Source organism: Pseudomonas sp. L-22-4S-12 (genome assembly GCF_009799935.1).
Taxonomy (GTDB): domain Bacteria; phylum Pseudomonadota; class Gammaproteobacteria; order Pseudomonadales; family Pseudomonadaceae; genus Aquipseudomonas.
The window spans coordinates 1196256-1211773 of sequence record NZ_WELL01000001.1; the positions used below are offsets into that span (position 1 = coordinate 1196256).

The window sequence follows — 15518 nt, forward strand, 5'->3', positions numbered from 1 at the left end:
GCTAGTCGTCCAGGCGCAGATGCAGCAGCGGAAACGGCCGGTCGGCGCCGTCCAGCGGCGAGCGGCCGATCTGCCGGAAGCCCTGGCTGAGGTAGAAGGCCAGAGCCCGGGGGTTCTGTTCGTTGACGTCGACCAGGCGCGCGCCGCGCTGTTCGATGGCGTAGCGCAGCAGCGCCTTGCCGATGCCGCGGCCATGCACCTGCGGGTCGACGAAGAGCATCTCCACCCGGTCTTCGGCGGTGCCCAGGTAGCCGAGCACGCGACCGTAGGCGTCGCGCAGGCAGTCCAGGCGGACCAGGTGGAAGTACTGCTCGCACAGCATGCGCTTGTAGAACTGGATGTCGTCCTCGCCGAGGAAGTCGTGGGTGGCGCGCACCGCCGCCTCCCACACCGCCAGCAGGCGGGGCAGGTCGGCGGCGGTGGGGGTGTCGATGCGCTGGGGCATGGAGTGCTGACTTGGCTGCGCGTGGGGCCGAGCATGCCGCCAAGTGGCCCCGTTTGTCATCGGCTGGCGTCCAGAACCACCCGATAGCGCGCCTTGCCCGCACGCAGGTGGTCGATGGCGGCATTCACCTGGCTCATGGGGAAGTGCTCGACCTGCGGCAGGATCTGGTGGCGGGCGCAGAATTCGAGCATGGTCGCCATGCTCGCCGGTGAACCGACCGGCGAGCCGGACAGGCTGCGCTGGCGCGGAATCAGGTTGAACACGTGCACCGGGATCGCGCTCGGCACGATGCCGACGAAGTGCAGGCGGCCCTTGCCGGCCAGGGTGCCGATCAGCGCGTTCCAGTCCAGGTCGGCGCTGGCGGTGACCAGCAGGAAGTCCAGGCTGCCGGCCATCGCCTTGAGCGCGGCGCTGTCGGTGGACGCCACCACCTTGTGCGCGCCCAGGCGCTTGGCTTCTTCCTGCTTGTTCAGCGAGGAGGTGAAGGCGGTGACCTCGCAGCCCCAGGCATTGAGAAAGCGCAGGGCCAGGTGACCGAGGCCGCCGATGCCGACCACGCCGACCCGGTCGGTGGGCTTGACGGCGAATTCCAACAGCGGGGCGAATACCGTGGAGCCGGCGCAGAACAGCGGGCCGACCAGCGCCGGGTCGAGCCCGTCCGGCAGCGGGATGGTCCAGGCCCAGTGGGCGCGCAGGCGATCGGCGAAACCGCCGTGGCTGCCGACAATGGTCGGCTGCACCTTGCCGCACAGCTGGTGCGAGCCTTCCATGCACGAGCCGCAGTGCATGCAGCTGCCCTTGTACCAGCCGATGCCGACCCGCTGGCCGAGCCTGAGACCGCGCGCCTGCTCGCCCAGGCGGACGATGGTGCCGACCACCTCATGGCCGGGGATGAAGGGGTAGCGGGCATTGCCCCACTCGTTGTCGATCATCGACTGGTCGGAGTGGCAGATGCCGCAGTATTCCACGGCCACCTCGACCTCCTCGGCGCCCAGTGGGCCCGGGTCGTACTGGTGGCGTTCGAGGGGCGCGCCGGCGGCGGTGGCGGCCCAGCCGGTGAAGGTGGCGAGTTCACTGTTCATGGGGCAATCCTTCGGGCAGATGAGTCGACCCGAGCAGCTTAGTCGTTGTCGGCGTCCGCCGGGTGGTCCATCAGCCAGGCTGATGATGCGGGCTACGCCTCGGGTAAACTGGCGCTCTTTTCCCCCAGCCTGGAATCCGCATGTCGCGTCCTCCTCGTCCCCACACCCCGCCGCGCCCCGCCGGCAAACCGGCCCCGCGGCGGCTGGCCAAGGCGCCGCCGGCCGCGCCGCGCCTGCTGATGCTGAACAAGCCGTTCGACGTGCTGACCCAGTTCAACGACGAGCAGGGCCGCGCCACCCTCAAGGATTTCGTCGCGGTGCCCGGCGTCTACCCGGCCGGGCGCCTGGACCGCGACAGCGAAGGCCTGCTGCTGCTGACCAACGATGGCCGCCTGCAGGCGCAGATCGCCGACCCCCGGCACAAGCTGGCCAAGACCTACTGGGTGCAGGTGGAGGGCGAACCGAGCGAGGAACAGCTGCGCCAGCTGCGGGACGGCGTGCAGCTCAACGACGGGCCGACCCTGCCGGCCGAGGCGCGCCGCCTGGAGGAGCCGCAGCTGTGGGAGCGCCATCCGCCGGTGCGCTTTCGCAAGAGCGTGCCGACGGCCTGGCTGGAGCTGGTGATTCGCGAGGGGCGCAACCGCCAGGTGCGACGCATGACGGCCGCCGTGGGCCTGCCGACCCTGCGCCTGGTGCGCGTGCGCATCGGCCCCTGGAGTCTGGAGGGGCTGGAGCCGGGGCAGTGGCGCGAATTGCCGCCCCGGCTGGACTGAGCGGCGCTGGAAAAACGCCGATCAGTAGCCGGACTTGATCACGCCGATGCCCTTGTTCAGCACCTCGCGCCAGGCGCTGCGGATGCTTTCGCTGAACTGGCCGTCGTGGGCGGCGATGGCCATCAGCAGGGCGTCCAGCCACAGGTCGTAGAGTTCCGGGCGGATGTCCAGGCGGCCGCGCGCATGGCTTTCGCCGAGGGCGCGCAGCTTGGTGTCGGGCATGCCGCGGGCGTACATCACCAGGTTGAGGATGCCCTGGCGCAGCAGCTGCTTCTGGGCCGGCATGTCGGTGTTGGTGAACTTGTCGCGCACCTGCGGCGAGCTGGCGAGGAAGTGGCGATAGAAATCGTCGAAGAAGGTGGCGCTGGCGCAGCAACGTCCATAACTCTGCATGACCAGATCGGTGGCTTTCATTGAAACTCCTGAACAGCGAATAACGACGGCGCCGCAGCCGGGGCTGCGGTCAGCGCGTTCAATAGTGGGGTGCTGCGCGGGGCGGACTACTCGATGCCCCGGGCTACCTCGATGATGTAGGTGATCACCGGCTTGGCGGCAAAACCGAACAGGCACAGGCCGAGGCCGAGAAACAGCACGGCGGTGCCCAGGCGGCCGGCCTTGGACTTCTTCGCCAGGTCCCAGATGATGAAGGCCATGAACACCATCAGCCCGCCAACCAGGACGTACATCATCAGGGCTTCGAACTCTTCGGTTTCCACGGCGACCTCTTCGGTAATAGCTGGGATAGACAGCGGGCGGCGATTATACGCGCCTGCGGCCGAGCTGGCAGCAGACCTTGGTCGGCCCCGTGCGCATCACTCGCGCAGGTGCTCGAGCGGCAGCTCGGTGCTGGCCAGTACCTGATCGAGGACGAAGCTGGAGCGCACGCTGGTCACACCCTCGATGCGGGTCAGCTGGCCGAGGAGGAATTTCTGGTAGTGGTCCATGTCCGGCACCACCACCTTGAGCTGGTAGTCGGCGTCCATCCCGGTCACCAGGCTGCATTCGAGCACCTGCGGGCACTGGCGGATCACCGCCTGGAAGTGCTCGAAGCGTTCCGGGGTGTGCCGGTCCATGCCGATCAGGACGAAGGCGGTGAGGCTCAGGCCGAGCTTCTTGCGATCGAGCAGGGCCACCTGGCGGACGATATAGCCGTCGTCTTCCAGCTGCTTGACCCGCCGCGAACAGGGCGAGGGCGACAGGCCGATGCGCTCGGCCAGCTCCTGGTTGGAGATGCGCGCGTCGCGCTGCAATTCGGCGAGGATGCGCAGGTCGTAGCGGTCGAGCTTGTTCATTTCATGGCTTCCTTGTTGTCAGATTGCGCTTATCACTCTATCAATGAGTAAAAATTGCGCAAGCAATGCTTTTCTGAGCAATATTCGCAATCCTTGGTCGCGCCCTGGCGGTTAAGCTTCTCCCCAGTTTCATGGCCCGGACGTTGATGTCCACCCGCGGCGCCCAATCAGGTGCCGCGGCGCCGGCGGTCCTACCGGATCGCGCAGGCTCCCGGGTCCGCACCGCCCAACCAGGCGGGCGAGGAAAGCAGCGCCACGAACGCTAGTGCCGGACAAGAAAAAGGGGAGGCCATGGCCTCCCCTTTTTCTTGCCTGCAATTTGCCGGCGCAGGTCGATGGGCGCGGCGTCAGCGCCTGACCACATCCAGCGGGTCGGCGTGCACCAGCACCTCGGCCTGGGCGAATTCGCCGCGAATGGCGTTTTCCACCTGCTCGCACAGTTCATGGGCCTGCTGCAGGCTGAGTTCGCCGGGAATCTCCACGTGCAGCTGGACGAACCAGTGCATGCCGGAGCGGCGGGTGCGCAGGTCGTGGGCGCCGACCACGCCGTCCACGCCGCAGGCGAGCAGGAGCATGCGCTCGCTCAGTTCGGCGGCCAGTTCCTGGTCCATCAGCACGGCGCAGGCCTCGCGGGCGATGCCCACGGCGCTCCACAGGATGAAGAAGGCGATGGCGATGCCGAACAGCGCGTCCACCTGGCTCCAGCCGAAGCTGGCCAGCACCAGGGCCAGCAGGATGCTGCCGTTGAGCAGCAGGTCCGAGCGGTAGTGCAGGGAGTCGGCACGGATCGCCGTGGAGCCGGTGATCCGCACCACGCGGTGCTGGAAGGCCAGCAGGGCGCCGGTCAGCAGCAGCGAGACGAGCATCACCAGCACGCCGAGGGTGGGCGTGCTGAGTGGCTGCGGGTTGAGGAAGCGCTCGACCCCGTGCACCCCGACCAGCCCCGCGCTGAGGCCGATGAACAGCGCCTGGCCGAGCCCGGCCAGGGCCTCGGCCTTGCCGTGGCCGTAGCGGTGGTCGGCATCCGCCGGGCGCAGGGCGTAGTTCACCGCGATCAGGTTGAGCAGCGAGGCGGCGCCGTCCAGCAGCGAGTCGGTCAGGCCGGCGAGCAGACTGACCGAGCCGCTCAGCCACCAGGCGACGGCCTTGGCCAGGGCCAGGAGCAGGGCCACTGCCAGCGCGGTGCCGGTGGCCAGGCGCAGCAGACGGGCGTGTTGCGGGTCGATTCTCATGGCAACTCGGGCAGGGCGTAGAGGTAGTCCAGCACGGGGGCCGGCTGGCCCATGGCGGTCAGCGCGGCGCTGATCTGCCCGCGGTGGTGGGTGCCGTGGTTGACCAGGTGCGGGACGATTTCCGCCAGCGGGCGCAACTGCTGCTCGCCGCCCAGGTTGCGGTAGGCGATCGGCGCCAGCAGGTCGCTGTCTTCCAGGTCTTGGAGCAGGTCGCGCCAGGCGGCGACGCCGATCTCCAGGTAGTTCTCCAGGGCACCGAGTTCGCTGGCCACTTCGACATCCAGGCGGTCGAACGGATGCACCTCGAAGCGGGCGCGGGCCAGCCACAGGCGGTCGGCCACCGCCAGGTGGTTGAGGGTGCCGTGGATGCTGCCGAAGAACAGCCCGCAGGGCGCGCGGTACTGCTCCTCGCTGAGGCTCGCCAACTGTCCGCAGAGGCGGGCGTAGGCCCAGCCGTGATAGGCCAGCAGGCGTTGCAGATGGTTGGCGAGCACGTTGTGCATCAGGCCTCCGGGCGCAGGCCGTAGGCGGCCAGTTGCGCGCTGCTGCCACTGTGCTGGATCAGGCGCGGATCGTCGAGGGGCAGCTGCTGGCCGGTTTCGCGCAGGATGATGGCCTTGAGCTTGAGCGGGTCGACCTGGCCGTCGGCGCCGATGGCGTCCTGCAGCTGCTCGGGGGCCACCGAGTACTGGTCGTTGGGCAGGTAGATGGCGCCGGTGGCGAAGTCGACGCCGAAGGCGATCAGCCCCGGGATCACGTAGAACAGGATGCCGACGGCGTTGAGGCCGGCCACCACCGGGTCGATGCGGCCTTCGATCTGGCCGCGCCGATCGGGAAAGAAAATGCTGCCACAGGCGGTCAGCTGGCTGAACAGGCTGGCGAGCAGAACGCCACCGATGACACGGGAACTCAAGCGCATACGCACCTCCAGAAAAATCAGCCGGCACTATACCAAGCCCGCCATTGCAGTTGGATGGCCCATTGCAGACCACGCCAGGCAGCGCCCGGTTCAGTGGCCGGCTCCTCTATAATCGCCGCCTTGTTCGCGGAGCCGCCATGACCCCCTTACCCATTGATGCCGTACTGCCGGCCCTGCGCACCGCCCTGGGCGAAAGCCATGAGGCCGTGCTGGAGGCGCCGCCGGGCGCCGGCAAGACCACCCGCGTGCCGCTGGCCCTGCTCGCCGAGCCCTGGCTGGCCGGACAGCGCATCCTCATGCTCGAACCGCGCCGCCTGGCCGCCCGTGCCGCCGCCGAGCGCCTGGCCAGCGAGCTGGGCGAGCCGGTCGGCGAAACGGTCGGCTACCGCATCCGCCTGGAGAGCAAGGTCGGCCCGCGCACGCGCATCGAAGTGGTCACCGAGGGCATCCTCGCCCGCCGCCTGCAGGACGACCCGGCGCTGGACGGCGTCGGCCTGGTGATCTTCGACGAGTTCCACGAACGCAGCCTGGACGCCGATCTGGCCCTGGCCCTGTGCCTCAATGGCCGCGAGCTGCTGCGCGACGAGCCGCCGCTGAAGGTGCTGCTGATGTCGGCGACCCTGGAGGGCGAACGCCTGTCGCGCCTGCTCGGCGATGCGCCGGTGGTGTCCAGCGAAGGGCGCATGCATCCGGTGGATATCCGTTGGGGCGCGCCTTTCCAGCCCGGCGAGTGGCTGGAGCCGCGGGTGGTGCAGACGGCGCTGCAGGCCCTGGCCGATGAACCGGGTAGCCTGCTGTTGTTCCTCCCCGGCCAGGCCGAGATTCGCCGGGTGCATGAACAGCTGGCCGAGGCCCTGAGCGGGCGCGACGAGATCCTGCTCTGCCCGCTGCACGGCGAGCTGGATCTGGCGGCCCAGCGCGCCGCCATCGAGGCGGCGCCGGCGGGCAAACGCAAGGTGGTGCTGGCGACCAATATCGCCGAGACCAGCCTGACCATCGACGGCGTGCGCGTGGTGGTGGATGCCGGCCTGGCGCGGGTGCCGCGCTTCGACCCGGCCAGCGGCATGACCCGTCTGGACACCCAGCGCATCTCCCGCGCCAGCGCCACCCAGCGCGCCGGCCGGGCCGGGCGCCTGGGGCCGGGGGTGTGCTATCGCCTGTGGTCGCAGAGCCAGCATGAGCAGCTGGCCGCCTACGGCAACGCGGAAATCCTCGCGGCCGACCTGGCCGGGCTGGCCCTGCAGCTGGCGCGCTGGGGCGTCGAGCCGCACGAGCTGGCCTGGCTCGACGCGCCGCCGGCCGCGCCGTTCGCCCAGGCCCGCGACCTGCTGACCCGCCTCGGCGCCCTGGATGAGCGCGGCGTGCTCACCGCCCACGGCCAGGCCATGGCCGAACTGCCGGCCCATCCGCGCATCGCCCACCTGCTGCTGCGCGGTCAGGCCCTGGGCCTCGGCAATCTGGCCTGCGACCTGGCTGCGCTGCTCGGCGAGCGCGACATCCTGCGCGGCGCCGGCGCCGACCTGCACAGCCGCATCGCCCTGCTCAGTGGCGCCGACAAGGCCTCGCGCGGCAGCCAGGGCGGCGTGCAGCGCGCGCGCCAGCTGGCCCGGCAGTTCCGCTCTTATCTGAAAGGCCCGCGCAATGAGGCGGTGGCCGATCCCGAGCATCCGCGCTGGCTCGGCTGCCTGCTGGCCTTCGCCTATCCGGACCGGGTCGCCCGCCAGCGCCGTGCCGGGGGCGGCGACTACCGCCTGGCCAACGGCCGCGCCGCCCAGTTCGGTGAGCCGGATGCGCTGATGAAACACGAGTGGCTGGTGATCGCCGACCTCGGCAGTCGCCAGGGCCAGCGCGAGGAGCGCATCTACCTGGCGGCCGATCTCGATCCGGCGCTGTTCGACAGGGTGCTGGCCGAACAGGTCAGCCAGGTCGAGGAGCTGGAGTGGGACGAGCGCGAGGGCGTGCTGCGTGCCGAGCGCCAGCGCAAGGTCGGCGAGCTGGTGCTCAGCCGCGAGCCGCTGAAAGAGCTCGATGAGGCGGCGCGCGCCCGCGCCCTGCTCGGCCTGGTGCGGCGCAAGGGCCTGGAACTGCTGCCCTGGACGGCCGAATTGCGCCAGTGGCAGGCGCGGGTGGCGCTGCTGCGCCGCCTCGACCTGGCCGAGAAGCCGACCAGCGACTGGCCGGATGTCAGCGATGCGGCCTTGCTGGCGAGCCTGGAGGACTGGTTGCTGCCCTACCTGGGCAAGGTCAGCCGGCTCAGCCACTTCGCCGGTCTGGACCTGCCCGGCATCCTCGCCGGCCTGCTGCCCTGGCCGCTGCCGCAGCGCCTGGACGAGCTGGCGCCGCGCAGCCTGACGGTACCGTCCGGTTCGCGCATCGCCATCGACTACGGCGAGGAGCCGCCGGTGCTGGCGGTGCGCCTGCAGGAGCTGTTCGGCCTGGCCGCCACCCCGCGCATCGGCGGCGGGCGCCTGGGGCTCAAGCTGCACCTGCTGTCGCCGGCGCGCCGCCCGGTGCAGGTGACCCAGGACCTGGCCAGCTTCTGGGCCAATACCTACGGCGAGGTGAAGAAGGACCTCAAGGGCCGTTACCCCAAGCACTACTGGCCGGACGACCCGCTGATCGCCGAGCCGACGGCGCGGGCCAAGCCGCGCAAGTGACGGCTACTGCAGGTCGAGGTCGGCGCCGCTGGCCTGCAGTTCCTCGTAGGCGCGGTCCAGGCTCTCCAGCAGTTCGGCGCTGCCGGGGCTGTGGCGCGAGGCGATCAGGCGCAGCTTCAGGTGCTGCAGCACGGTGAAGGGTAGCGGTTCGATGCCCAGCTCCTTGCGCGCCTGCTCCACCGGGCTCTGGTAGTCGATGAGGAAGTCGCCGCGCTTGCGCAGGAGCATTTCCAGGGCGGCCGAGTGGGTGCTGGTGCGGTGGGTGAGCAGGCCCAGGGCGGGGTCGCCGAGCATGTCGTTGACCTGCTTCCAGTAGCTGTAGCCGCTGATCAGGATGATCCCGCGCCCGGCCAGGTCGCGGGGGATCTGCGGCGGCGGGGTGTCCGGGCGGTAGTACAGGGCCAGGTTGATCTCGCCGAAGTGATTGCGCGCCTCCAGGGTGTGGCCGACCAGTTCGGCCTTGCCGCCGGCCCCCGGCCACAGCTGCACGCTGCCGTCCTGCAGGCCGGCATACAGGCGCGCGCCCGGTAGCGAACGGTAGGCGCCACGGTAGCCGGCATGCCGCAGCAGGCGCTCGGTCAGGGCCAGCACGCTGCCGCGCGGCTGGCCGTCGCGGCCGGTCCAGGAATAGGGGGGGAACTCGTAATAGCCGACGGTGACCGGGCGCAGGGTTTCGCCGGTTTGTGCCTGCGCGAAGGCGCAGCAGAGGAAGCTCAGCAGAACAACTAAAAGCGATCTTGGCATTGTCTAGTTCGCGGCTCTGCGGCCGTCTTGTTGTTATTGCGGTGACGATTGGTCCTGAGCATGGAGGCCGGCACGGGCTTTGTCCAGTCGCCGGGGTGACCGGTCAGTCGAGCGGCAACAGCAGGCGGGCGCTGAGCGGGAGATGGTCGGAAATGCCGCGGGTGTCGGCATCGCGCACTCGCGCGTCGAGGCGCACCAGGCGCGGGCTGTGCAGCAGGTAGTCGACCGTGCGATCGGCCGTGTGCAGCTCGGGATCGTTGGGCTGCTGGGTGTACCAGGCCGGCTGGGTGGTCTCGCTCGGGCTCGGGATGCTCGGGTAGCGCGCCAGCAGCGGGGCCAGCTCGCTGGGTTGCTGGTAGTGCCGGCGCTGGCGGGGTGCCAGGTGCTGGTACTGGCCGGGCGGCAGCAGGTTGAGGTCGCCGCCGAGCAGCCAGGGCGCGCGCTGGCTTTCCAGCTGGTCGAGCAGGCTGCCGGTCATCGCCACCTGGCGCGCCGCGTCGTCGCCGCTGGCGCTGGGTTCGGCCAGCTGGGTGTTGAGCAGTACCAGTTCCTGGCCGTTGGCCAGCGGCAGGTAGCTGGCGAGCAGGGCGTGCTGCGGCTGGAACTGGCGGCTCAGCAGGTTGCCGCGCAGGCGGGGCAGCTGCAGGCGTTCGGCGCGGGCGATGCGCACGCGGCTGAGGGTGGCCAGCTGCATGCCGACGCTGCCCATGATCTGCGGGTGCGGCACGAACGCCGCCTGCCAGTAGAAGGCCGCGGCGCTGCACGGGTAGAGGTCGTTGAGGCGTTCGCGCAGCAGCTGCAGCTGGTTCTGGTAGTCGCTGGCGCGGGCGCCGTCGTGCAGTTCCTGCAGCAGCACCAGGTCGGGCTGTTCGTCGCGGATCACCCGCGCCACTTCGTCGAGGTTGTAGGCCAGGTCGGTGGCGCTCGGGCGCAGGTCGCGGCCGCCGGCCTGATCGTGCCAGAACACGTAGCGCTTGCCGGCCAGGTACTGCACGTTCCAGGTCATCACCTTGAGCGCCTGGCCGGGTTGCAGCAGCGGGGTGCCGGCCGGGCAGGCGAGCTGCGCCGGCTCGCGGGCGGCGGGGTGCCAGGTCAGGCTGTAGACCAGCGCCGCGAGGACGGTGGCGCTGCAGAGCAGGCCGAGCAGGAGTAAGCGCAGGGGGCGGGGCAGGGTCATCGGCCGGGCTGGACTATGCTGAAAGTGCCCGAGCATACCCGAGAAGCGCCGCCCGGGCATGCCCGCAGCCGCTTGCGCCGCGGCATTCGCAGCCACCGAGGAGTGCGCCAATGGACGAGGTACGGATCGCTCAACGAGGCCCCTACGCGGTGGATGTCTGCGCCGGGCAGGATTACTTCTGGTGCCGCTGCGGGCGCAGCGCCAAGCAGCCGTTCTGTGACGGCTCGCATCAGGGCACCGGCCTGCGGCCGCTGAAGCTGCATGCCGAACACAGCGAGACCCTGTTCTTCTGCGGCTGCAAGCACAGCCATACGCCGCCGCTGTGCGACGGTACGCATAACGATCTGTAGGGCATAAGCTGTTGCTGCTCGCCGGCTCATTTGCGCGGCGGCAGATTGCAGAACCATGGGAGCTCGTATGTATCGCAAGGTATTCGCCAGCAAGGTGTTCGAACGCAAGGTGGTGCTGATTACCGGCGGCTGTGCCGGCATTGGCCGCGCCCTGGCCATGCGCCTGGCCCAGGCCGGCGCGCGCCTGGTGATCCTCGATCTGCAGCAGGCGGAGCTCGACAGCCTGTTGCAGCACCTGCGCGACAACCTCAACTGCGAGGCCATCGGCCTGCGCTGCGACGTGGCCGATGCGGCGGCGGTGGCGCAGGCGGTGGCGCAGGCCTGCGAGCGCTTCGGCGGCATCGATGTGCTGATCAACAATGCCGGCATCACCCACCGCAGCACGTTTGCCGAGACCGAGCTGACGGTGTTCCAGCGGGTCATGGCGGTCAACTACTTCGGCGCCGTGCACTGCACCAAGGCCGCGCTGCCGAGCCTGGTGGCGCGGCGCGGGCAGATCATCGTGCTCAGTTCGCTGTCCGGCTTCGCCCCGCTGCTCTACCGCAGCGCCTACAACGCCAGCAAGCATGCCCTGCACGGCCTGTTCGAGACCCTGCGCGCCGAGCTCAAGGGCTCGGGGGTGAACGTGATGCTGGTCTGTCCCGGCTTTACCGCCACCGACCTGCGCAAGAACGCCCTGGTCGGCGACGGCTCGGTGGCCCAGCAACCGCCGCTGGCGATCGGCAAGGTGGCCTCCGCCCAGGATGTCGCCGAGGCCATCTACCGTGGCGCCCTGCGCCGCCGGCGCCTGCTGGTGCTGTCCAACGTCAACTGGCGGGCGCGTTTGCTGGCGCGCTTCTTCCCGCGCCTGTTCGAGCGGGTGCTGCTGCCGCGGCTGTCCGGGTTGAAGCCGGGCTCCAGGCGCTAGGAAGGGGCGACCCTACGGCAGATGCTCAGTGGCTGTGCGGCTCGGTATACAGCTCGTAGAGCTGCGCCATGTCCCAGTAGGCCGCCTCGATCTTGTGCCCGTCGAGGTCACGCACGAAGCAGCCGTAGTAGGGCTCGCCGTAGTCCGGGCGTGGCCCGGGCGGGCCGTCGGGGCTGGCGCCGGCCTCCAGGGCGGCGGCGTAGAAGGCCTGCACAGAGGCCTTGTCCGGGGCGACGAAGCCGAAGTGGCTGCCGTTGCCGACGCTGGCCGGCTGGCCGTCGATCGGCGTCTGCACCCAGAACTCCGGGTACTCGCGGCCCCAGGCCACCGCGCCGGGATGGGCCAGGATGCGCTTGCAGCCGAGGGTCGGCAGGACCTGATCGTAGAATGCCACGGCCTGCTCGAAGCGGTTGGTGCCTATCGAGACGTGCGACAGGATGCTCGGGTTTACTGCGGACATGCGTCTTCCTCTTGGAATAAACAGTCCTGCCAGCCTAGCTGCTCTGGCTTTCCTCTGCCGGTTGCGGGGTGCAGAGCATGAAGCAGCGGAACAGCACCACCGTGGAGAACAGCTGGAGGAAGCCGTTGAGGATGTCCAGCAGCAGGCTGCCGACGGCATCCGGCTGTTCGCCGAGCAGTTGCAGGGTCCAGTCGTCGAGTAGCCACAGCGGCACTATCACCAGCAGCACGCAGGCCAGCAGCGACCAGAAGTGGCCGACGGTCAGCATGAAGCTCTCGCGCATCGCCTGCAGCGGCGTCAGCCCGCGCAGCACCAGCAGGTATTCGGCGAAGGCCAGCTTGACCATCACCCACAGCGCCGGCAGCACGAAGGCGCTGGCGGCCAGCATGATCAGCAGGGTGCTCAGCCCGGCCAGCACGGCGAAACCCGGCCACAGCAGCGCGCTGGCCGCCAGCAGGTTGCGCAGGCTCGGCCGGCGGCCCTGGCTGCGGGCGTCGAGGAACAGGATCAGCGCGGCGCTGTACAGCGGGTAGACCACCAGGCCGACCAGCAGCTCGTAGGTGGGTGAGTGCGCCGGCGGCACCAGGCCGGCGACCACGGCGCGCAGCAGGCACTCCACGGCGATCAGCGGCAGGCACAGCGGCGCGATGCTGCGCAGGTTGCGGCTGAAGAAGATGAATGAATCGCGCAGGACGCTGAGTGGGTTCATGGCAGGGTTCGCGGCAGTACTTCAGCTTTCACTTTAGCCGATGGCCGGGGCCGGCGAACATGACGCGCATCGCTGCCGGCTGACGCATAATGGCCGCCGCGTTCACTACAGGTTTCCCCGTGAAGAAAATCGCCCTGTTCGCCGATGTGCAGAACCTCTACTACACCGTGCGCCAGGCCCATGGCTGCCACTTCAACTATGCCGCCCTGTGGGCCGAGGTCAGCGCCAGCGGGCAGATAGTCGAGGCCTACGCCTATGCCATCGACCGCGGCGATCCCAAGCAGCGCCAGTTCCAGCAGATCCTGCGCAACCTGGGCTTCGAGGTGCGCCTGAAACCCTTTATCCAGCGCAGCGACGGCTCGGCCAAGGGCGACTGGGACGTGGGCATCTGCATCGACGTGCTGGATGCCGCACCGCGGGTCGACGAAGTGGTGCTGGCCTCCGGTGATGGCGACTTCGACCTGTTGCTGGACAAAGTGCGCAGCGCCCACGGGGTGAGCAGCTGCGTGTATGGCGTGCCCGGGCTGACCGCCAACTCGCTGATCCGCGCCGCCGACCGCTATGTGCCGATAGACGGCGCGCTGCTACTAAAGAATTGAGGACGCTGGATGCAGGACCGTATTGCCGTAATCGACTTTGAAACCACCGGCATGTCGCCGGCGCAGAATGCCCGGCCGACCGAGATCGGCGTGGCGATCATCGAGGGTGGGCGGATCGTCGAGCGCTACCAGAGCCTGATGAATGCCGGGGCGTGGATTCCGCCGTTCATCGAGCAGCTCACCGGCATCAGCAATGCCATGGTGCGCAGCGCGCCGCCGGTGGCCCAGGTGATGGGCGAGGTGGCCGACTTCGTCGGGGCCACGCCGCTGCTGGCGCACAACGCCGCGTTCGACGCGAAGTTCTGGGATGCCGAGCTGGCCCTGCTGCGCCGCACGCGCCGGCAGGAATTCGCCTGCTCGCTGCTGCTGGCCCGCCGCCTGCTGCCGGAGGCGCCCAGCCACAAGCTGGGCAACCTCAACCGCTGGGCCAACCTGCCGGACACCGGCCAGGCCCACCGCGCGCTGGCCGATGCGGAAATGGCGGCCAACCTGACCCTGCGGCTGGCCAGCCGCCTGCGCGAGCGCTACGGCGTGGCCGAAGTCAGCCATGCCTACCTGTGCGGCCTGCAGAAGCTCTCGGCGGCCAAGGTGCGCGCCTTGCTCAAGGCCTGACGCGGCGCATGTAGGTTGGTGTTGAGCGCAGCGAAGCCCAACGTTGCGGGGCTTGCTGCGTTGGGCTTCGTCGCTGGGCTCCTCAACCCAACCTACAGGCCGTTACGGGCACTGGAGCGGCACAGCAGGTAAACTGCGCACCTGTTCCTCTTTTGCCGGTTACCTGCCATGACTTTCGCCGCCCTCGGCCTGATCGACCCCCTGCTGCGCGCCCTCGACGGCCTCGAATACCGCACCCCGACACCGGTGCAGAAGGAGGCGATCCCTGCCGTGCTCAAGGGCCGCGACCTGCTCGCCGCGGCGCAGACCGGCACCGGCAAGACCGCCGGTTTCGCCCTGCCGCTGCTGCAAAAATTGACCATGGAAGGCGGCCAGGTGACGAGCAACTCGGTGCGCACCCTGGTGCTGGTGCCCACCCGCGAGCTGGCCGAGCAGGTGCACCAGAGCATCCTGCAGTACGGCCAGAACCTGCCGCTGCGGACCTATGCGGTATACGGCGGGGTCAGCATCAACCCGCAGATGATGAAGCTGCGTAAGGGCATCGACCTGCTGGTGGCCACCCCCGGCCGGCTGCTCGACCTGTACCGGCAGAACGCGGTGAAGTTCAACCAGCTGCAGGCGCTGGTGCTGGACGAGGCCGACCGCATGCTCGACCTGGGCTTCGCCCGCGAGCTGGACGAAGTGTTCTGCGCCCTGCCGAAAAAGCGCCAGACCCTGCTGTTCTCCGCGACCTTCTCCGAGGCCATCCGCAGCATGGCCAAGGAACTGCTGCACGATCCGCTGAGTGTCGAGGTCAGCCCGCGCAATGCCGCGGCGCAGAGCGTCAAGCAGTGGCTGGTGACGGTGGACAAGAAGCGCAAGAGCGAACTGTTTCTGCACCTGTATCGCAGCCAGCGCTGGGATCAGGTGCTGGTGTTCGTCAAGACCCGCAAGGGCGTCGACGAACTGGAGAAGCTGCTGCTGGCCGAAGGCATCGCCGCCGACTCGATCCACGGCGACAAGCCGCAGCCGTCGCGCCTGCGCGCCCTGCAGCGCTTCAAGGATGGGGAGGTGCGGGTGCTGGCGGCCACCGACGTGGCGGCCCGTGGCCTGGATATCGACGACCTGCCGCTGGTGGTCAACTTCGACCTGCCGATCGTCGCCGAGGACTATGTGCACCGCATCGGCCGCACCGGCCGCGCCGGCGCCACGGGTCAGGCGGTATCGCTGGTGTGTGCCGACGAAGTGCAGCTGCTGTCGGCCATCGAAGTGCTGATCCGTCAGACCCTGCGCCGGGTCGACGAGCCGGGCTTCGAGCCGGATCACCGGGTGCCGCAGACCGACGCCAGCGGCCAGGTGCTGAAGAAGCCGAAAAAACCGAAGAAGCCCAAGGTGGTCGGTGGCAAGGCCGGCCTGGGCAAGTGGCTGGAAACCGAGGAGCCGGCCGCGCCGGTGGTCAAGGCCGTGCGCAAGGCACCGGGCTTCGGCGGCAAGGCGAAGAAGAGGCCCTGATCAGCCTTGCGTAGGGTGCGCCGTGCGCACCTGGGCCCCGTGTGGTCGGTGGTGCGCGCGGCGCACCCT

At 69.2% G+C, this 15518-nt stretch carries 19 protein-coding genes; 7 read left to right on the plus strand and 12 right to left on the minus strand.

The window, feature by feature from the left end:
• Position 1: 1 nt before the first annotated feature.
• Together F3I16_RS05405 and F3I16_RS05410 are read right to left on the minus strand one after the other, a co-directional pair.
• Entirely contained in the window at positions 2-445 is a 444-nt protein-coding gene (locus tag F3I16_RS05405) for a GNAT family N-acetyltransferase (protein WP_160492680.1), read from the minus strand.
• Positions 446-501: 56 nt separating this feature from the next.
• Entirely contained in the window at positions 502-1527 is a 1026-nt protein-coding gene (locus tag F3I16_RS05410; protein WP_160492681.1) for an NAD(P)-dependent alcohol dehydrogenase, read from the minus strand.
• A gap of 203 nt (positions 1528-1730) precedes the next feature.
• Between F3I16_RS05410 and F3I16_RS05415 the strand changes: the two genes are divergently transcribed.
• Complete coding sequence (locus F3I16_RS05415; protein WP_160492917.1) at positions 1731-2300, plus strand: pseudouridine synthase; 570 nt, start codon at positions 1731-1733, stop codon at positions 2298-2300.
• A 21-nt stretch (positions 2301-2321) separates the two neighbouring features.
• Here the strand turns inward: F3I16_RS05415 and F3I16_RS05420 are convergent, their stop codons facing one another.
• The 6 genes from F3I16_RS05420 to F3I16_RS05445 all read right to left on the minus strand — a co-directional run bounded on the left by F3I16_RS05420 (position 2322) and on the right by F3I16_RS05445 (position 5743).
• Complete coding sequence (locus tag F3I16_RS05420) at positions 2322-2714, minus strand: globin (RefSeq protein WP_160492682.1); 393 nt, start codon at positions 2712-2714, stop codon at positions 2322-2324.
• Positions 2715-2800: 86 nt separating this feature from the next.
• Entirely contained in the window at positions 2801-3016 is a 216-nt protein-coding gene (locus F3I16_RS05425; protein ID WP_160078482.1) for a DUF2788 domain-containing protein, read from the minus strand.
• A 96-nt stretch (positions 3017-3112) separates the two neighbouring features.
• Entirely contained in the window at positions 3113-3592 is a 480-nt protein-coding gene (locus F3I16_RS05430; RefSeq protein ID WP_160078483.1) for an Lrp/AsnC family transcriptional regulator, read from the minus strand.
• 347 nt (positions 3593-3939) lie between these two features.
• Positions 3940-4824: a cation diffusion facilitator family transporter gene (locus F3I16_RS05435; protein ID WP_160492683.1), complete on the minus strand. Its 885-nt coding sequence runs from the start codon at positions 4822-4824 to the stop codon at positions 3940-3942.
• Positions 4821-5327 carry a DinB family protein gene (locus F3I16_RS05440; RefSeq protein WP_160492684.1) on the minus strand — a complete coding sequence of 169 codons (507 nt, stop codon included), beginning with the start codon at positions 5325-5327 and terminating at the stop codon, positions 4821-4823. Before F3I16_RS05440 ends, F3I16_RS05435 begins: the two co-directional genes overlap by 4 nt.
• Positions 5327-5743, minus strand: a complete 417-nt coding sequence (locus tag F3I16_RS05445; protein WP_160492685.1) for a polyribonucleotide nucleotidyltransferase — start codon at positions 5741-5743, stop codon at positions 5327-5329. The genes F3I16_RS05440 and F3I16_RS05445 overlap by 1 nt, the downstream gene beginning before the upstream one ends.
• A gap of 137 nt (positions 5744-5880) precedes the next feature.
• Here F3I16_RS05445 and hrpB point away from each other — a divergent pair, with 137 nt between their 5' ends.
• A complete protein-coding gene (gene hrpB, locus F3I16_RS05450; RefSeq protein ID WP_160492686.1) occupies positions 5881-8400 on the plus strand; it encodes an ATP-dependent helicase HrpB in 2520 nt (839 codons plus the stop codon).
• A gap of 3 nt (positions 8401-8403) precedes the next feature.
• On the opposite strand, the gene F3I16_RS05455 is transcribed toward hrpB, so the two are convergent.
• Positions 8404-9144, minus strand: a complete 741-nt coding sequence (locus tag F3I16_RS05455) for an ABC transporter substrate-binding protein (RefSeq protein ID WP_160492687.1) — start codon at positions 9142-9144, stop codon at positions 8404-8406.
• A 103-nt stretch (positions 9145-9247) separates the two neighbouring features.
• Positions 9248-10321, minus strand: coding sequence for an endonuclease/exonuclease/phosphatase family protein (locus F3I16_RS05460; RefSeq protein WP_160492688.1), 1074 nt, complete (start codon positions 10319-10321; stop codon positions 9248-9250).
• Positions 10322-10431: 110 nt separating this feature from the next.
• Here F3I16_RS05460 and F3I16_RS05465 point away from each other — a divergent pair, with 110 nt between their 5' ends.
• Positions 10432-10671: a CDGSH iron-sulfur domain-containing protein gene (locus tag F3I16_RS05465; protein ID WP_160492689.1), complete on the plus strand. Its 240-nt coding sequence runs from the start codon at positions 10432-10434 to the stop codon at positions 10669-10671.
• Positions 10672-10738: 67 nt separating this feature from the next.
• Positions 10739-11578 carry an SDR family oxidoreductase gene (locus F3I16_RS05470; protein WP_160492690.1) on the plus strand — a complete coding sequence of 280 codons (840 nt, stop codon included), beginning with the start codon at positions 10739-10741 and terminating at the stop codon, positions 11576-11578.
• Between the two features lie 25 nt (positions 11579-11603).
• Here the strand turns inward: F3I16_RS05470 and F3I16_RS05475 are convergent, their stop codons facing one another.
• Positions 11604-12038 carry a VOC family protein gene (locus tag F3I16_RS05475; RefSeq protein WP_160492691.1) on the minus strand — a complete coding sequence of 145 codons (435 nt, stop codon included), beginning with the start codon at positions 12036-12038 and terminating at the stop codon, positions 11604-11606.
• A gap of 34 nt (positions 12039-12072) precedes the next feature.
• Positions 12073-12747, minus strand: coding sequence for a YciC family protein (locus F3I16_RS05480; protein WP_160492692.1), 675 nt, complete (start codon positions 12745-12747; stop codon positions 12073-12075).
• A gap of 89 nt (positions 12748-12836) precedes the next feature.
• Between F3I16_RS05480 and F3I16_RS05485 the strand changes: the two genes are divergently transcribed.
• From F3I16_RS05485 to F3I16_RS05495, 3 genes are all read left to right on the plus strand, one after another.
• A complete protein-coding gene (locus F3I16_RS05485) occupies positions 12837-13346 on the plus strand; it encodes an NYN domain-containing protein (RefSeq protein ID WP_178116640.1) in 510 nt (169 codons plus the stop codon).
• A gap of 9 nt (positions 13347-13355) precedes the next feature.
• A complete protein-coding gene (locus F3I16_RS05490) occupies positions 13356-13958 on the plus strand; it encodes a PolC-type DNA polymerase III (protein ID WP_160492694.1) in 603 nt (200 codons plus the stop codon).
• Positions 13959-14126: 168 nt separating this feature from the next.
• The gene (locus F3I16_RS05495; RefSeq protein WP_160492695.1) at positions 14127-15449 is read left to right on the plus strand and encodes a DEAD/DEAH box helicase; all 1323 of its coding nucleotides are present in this window, start codon (positions 14127-14129) and stop codon (positions 15447-15449) included.
• Positions 15450-15518 lie beyond the last annotated feature (69 nt).

What these genes read in the sequence shown, in the direction of transcription:
- F3I16_RS05405 (WP_160492680.1), bottom strand. Translation starts at nt 445, where the DNA reads ATGCCCCAGCGCATCGACACCCCCACCGCCGCCGACCTGCCCCGCCTG.
- F3I16_RS05410 (WP_160492681.1), bottom strand. Translation starts at nt 1,527, where the DNA reads ATGAACAGTGAACTCGCCACCTTCACCGGCTGGGCCGCCACCGCCGCC.
- F3I16_RS05420 (WP_160492682.1), bottom strand. Translation starts at nt 2,714, where the DNA reads ATGAAAGCCACCGATCTGGTCATGCAGAGTTATGGACGTTGCTGCGCC.
- F3I16_RS05430 (WP_160078483.1), bottom strand. Translation starts at nt 3,592, where the DNA reads ATGAACAAGCTCGACCGCTACGACCTGCGCATCCTCGCCGAATTGCAG.
- F3I16_RS05435 (WP_160492683.1), bottom strand. Translation starts at nt 4,824, where the DNA reads ATGAGAATCGACCCGCAACACGCCCGTCTGCTGCGCCTGGCCACCGGC.
- F3I16_RS05440 (WP_160492684.1), bottom strand. Translation starts at nt 5,327, where the DNA reads ATGCACAACGTGCTCGCCAACCATCTGCAACGCCTGCTGGCCTATCAC.
- F3I16_RS05445 (WP_160492685.1), bottom strand. Translation starts at nt 5,743, where the DNA reads ATGCGCTTGAGTTCCCGTGTCATCGGTGGCGTTCTGCTCGCCAGCCTG.
- hrpB (WP_160492686.1), top strand. Translation starts at nt 5,881, where the DNA reads ATGACCCCCTTACCCATTGATGCCGTACTGCCGGCCCTGCGCACCGCC.
- F3I16_RS05455 (WP_160492687.1), bottom strand. Translation starts at nt 9,144, where the DNA reads ATGCCAAGATCGCTTTTAGTTGTTCTGCTGAGCTTCCTCTGCTGCGCC.
- F3I16_RS05460 (WP_160492688.1), bottom strand. Translation starts at nt 10,321, where the DNA reads ATGACCCTGCCCCGCCCCCTGCGCTTACTCCTGCTCGGCCTGCTCTGC.
- F3I16_RS05465 (WP_160492689.1), top strand. Translation starts at nt 10,432, where the DNA reads ATGGACGAGGTACGGATCGCTCAACGAGGCCCCTACGCGGTGGATGTC.
- F3I16_RS05470 (WP_160492690.1), top strand. Translation starts at nt 10,739, where the DNA reads ATGTATCGCAAGGTATTCGCCAGCAAGGTGTTCGAACGCAAGGTGGTG.
- F3I16_RS05475 (WP_160492691.1), bottom strand. Translation starts at nt 12,038, where the DNA reads ATGTCCGCAGTAAACCCGAGCATCCTGTCGCACGTCTCGATAGGCACC.
- F3I16_RS05480 (WP_160492692.1), bottom strand. Translation starts at nt 12,747, where the DNA reads ATGAACCCACTCAGCGTCCTGCGCGATTCATTCATCTTCTTCAGCCGC.
- F3I16_RS05485 (WP_178116640.1), top strand. Translation starts at nt 12,837, where the DNA reads ATGGCCGCCGCGTTCACTACAGGTTTCCCCGTGAAGAAAATCGCCCTG.
- F3I16_RS05490 (WP_160492694.1), top strand. Translation starts at nt 13,356, where the DNA reads ATGCAGGACCGTATTGCCGTAATCGACTTTGAAACCACCGGCATGTCG.
- F3I16_RS05495 (WP_160492695.1), top strand. Translation starts at nt 14,127, where the DNA reads ATGACTTTCGCCGCCCTCGGCCTGATCGACCCCCTGCTGCGCGCCCTC.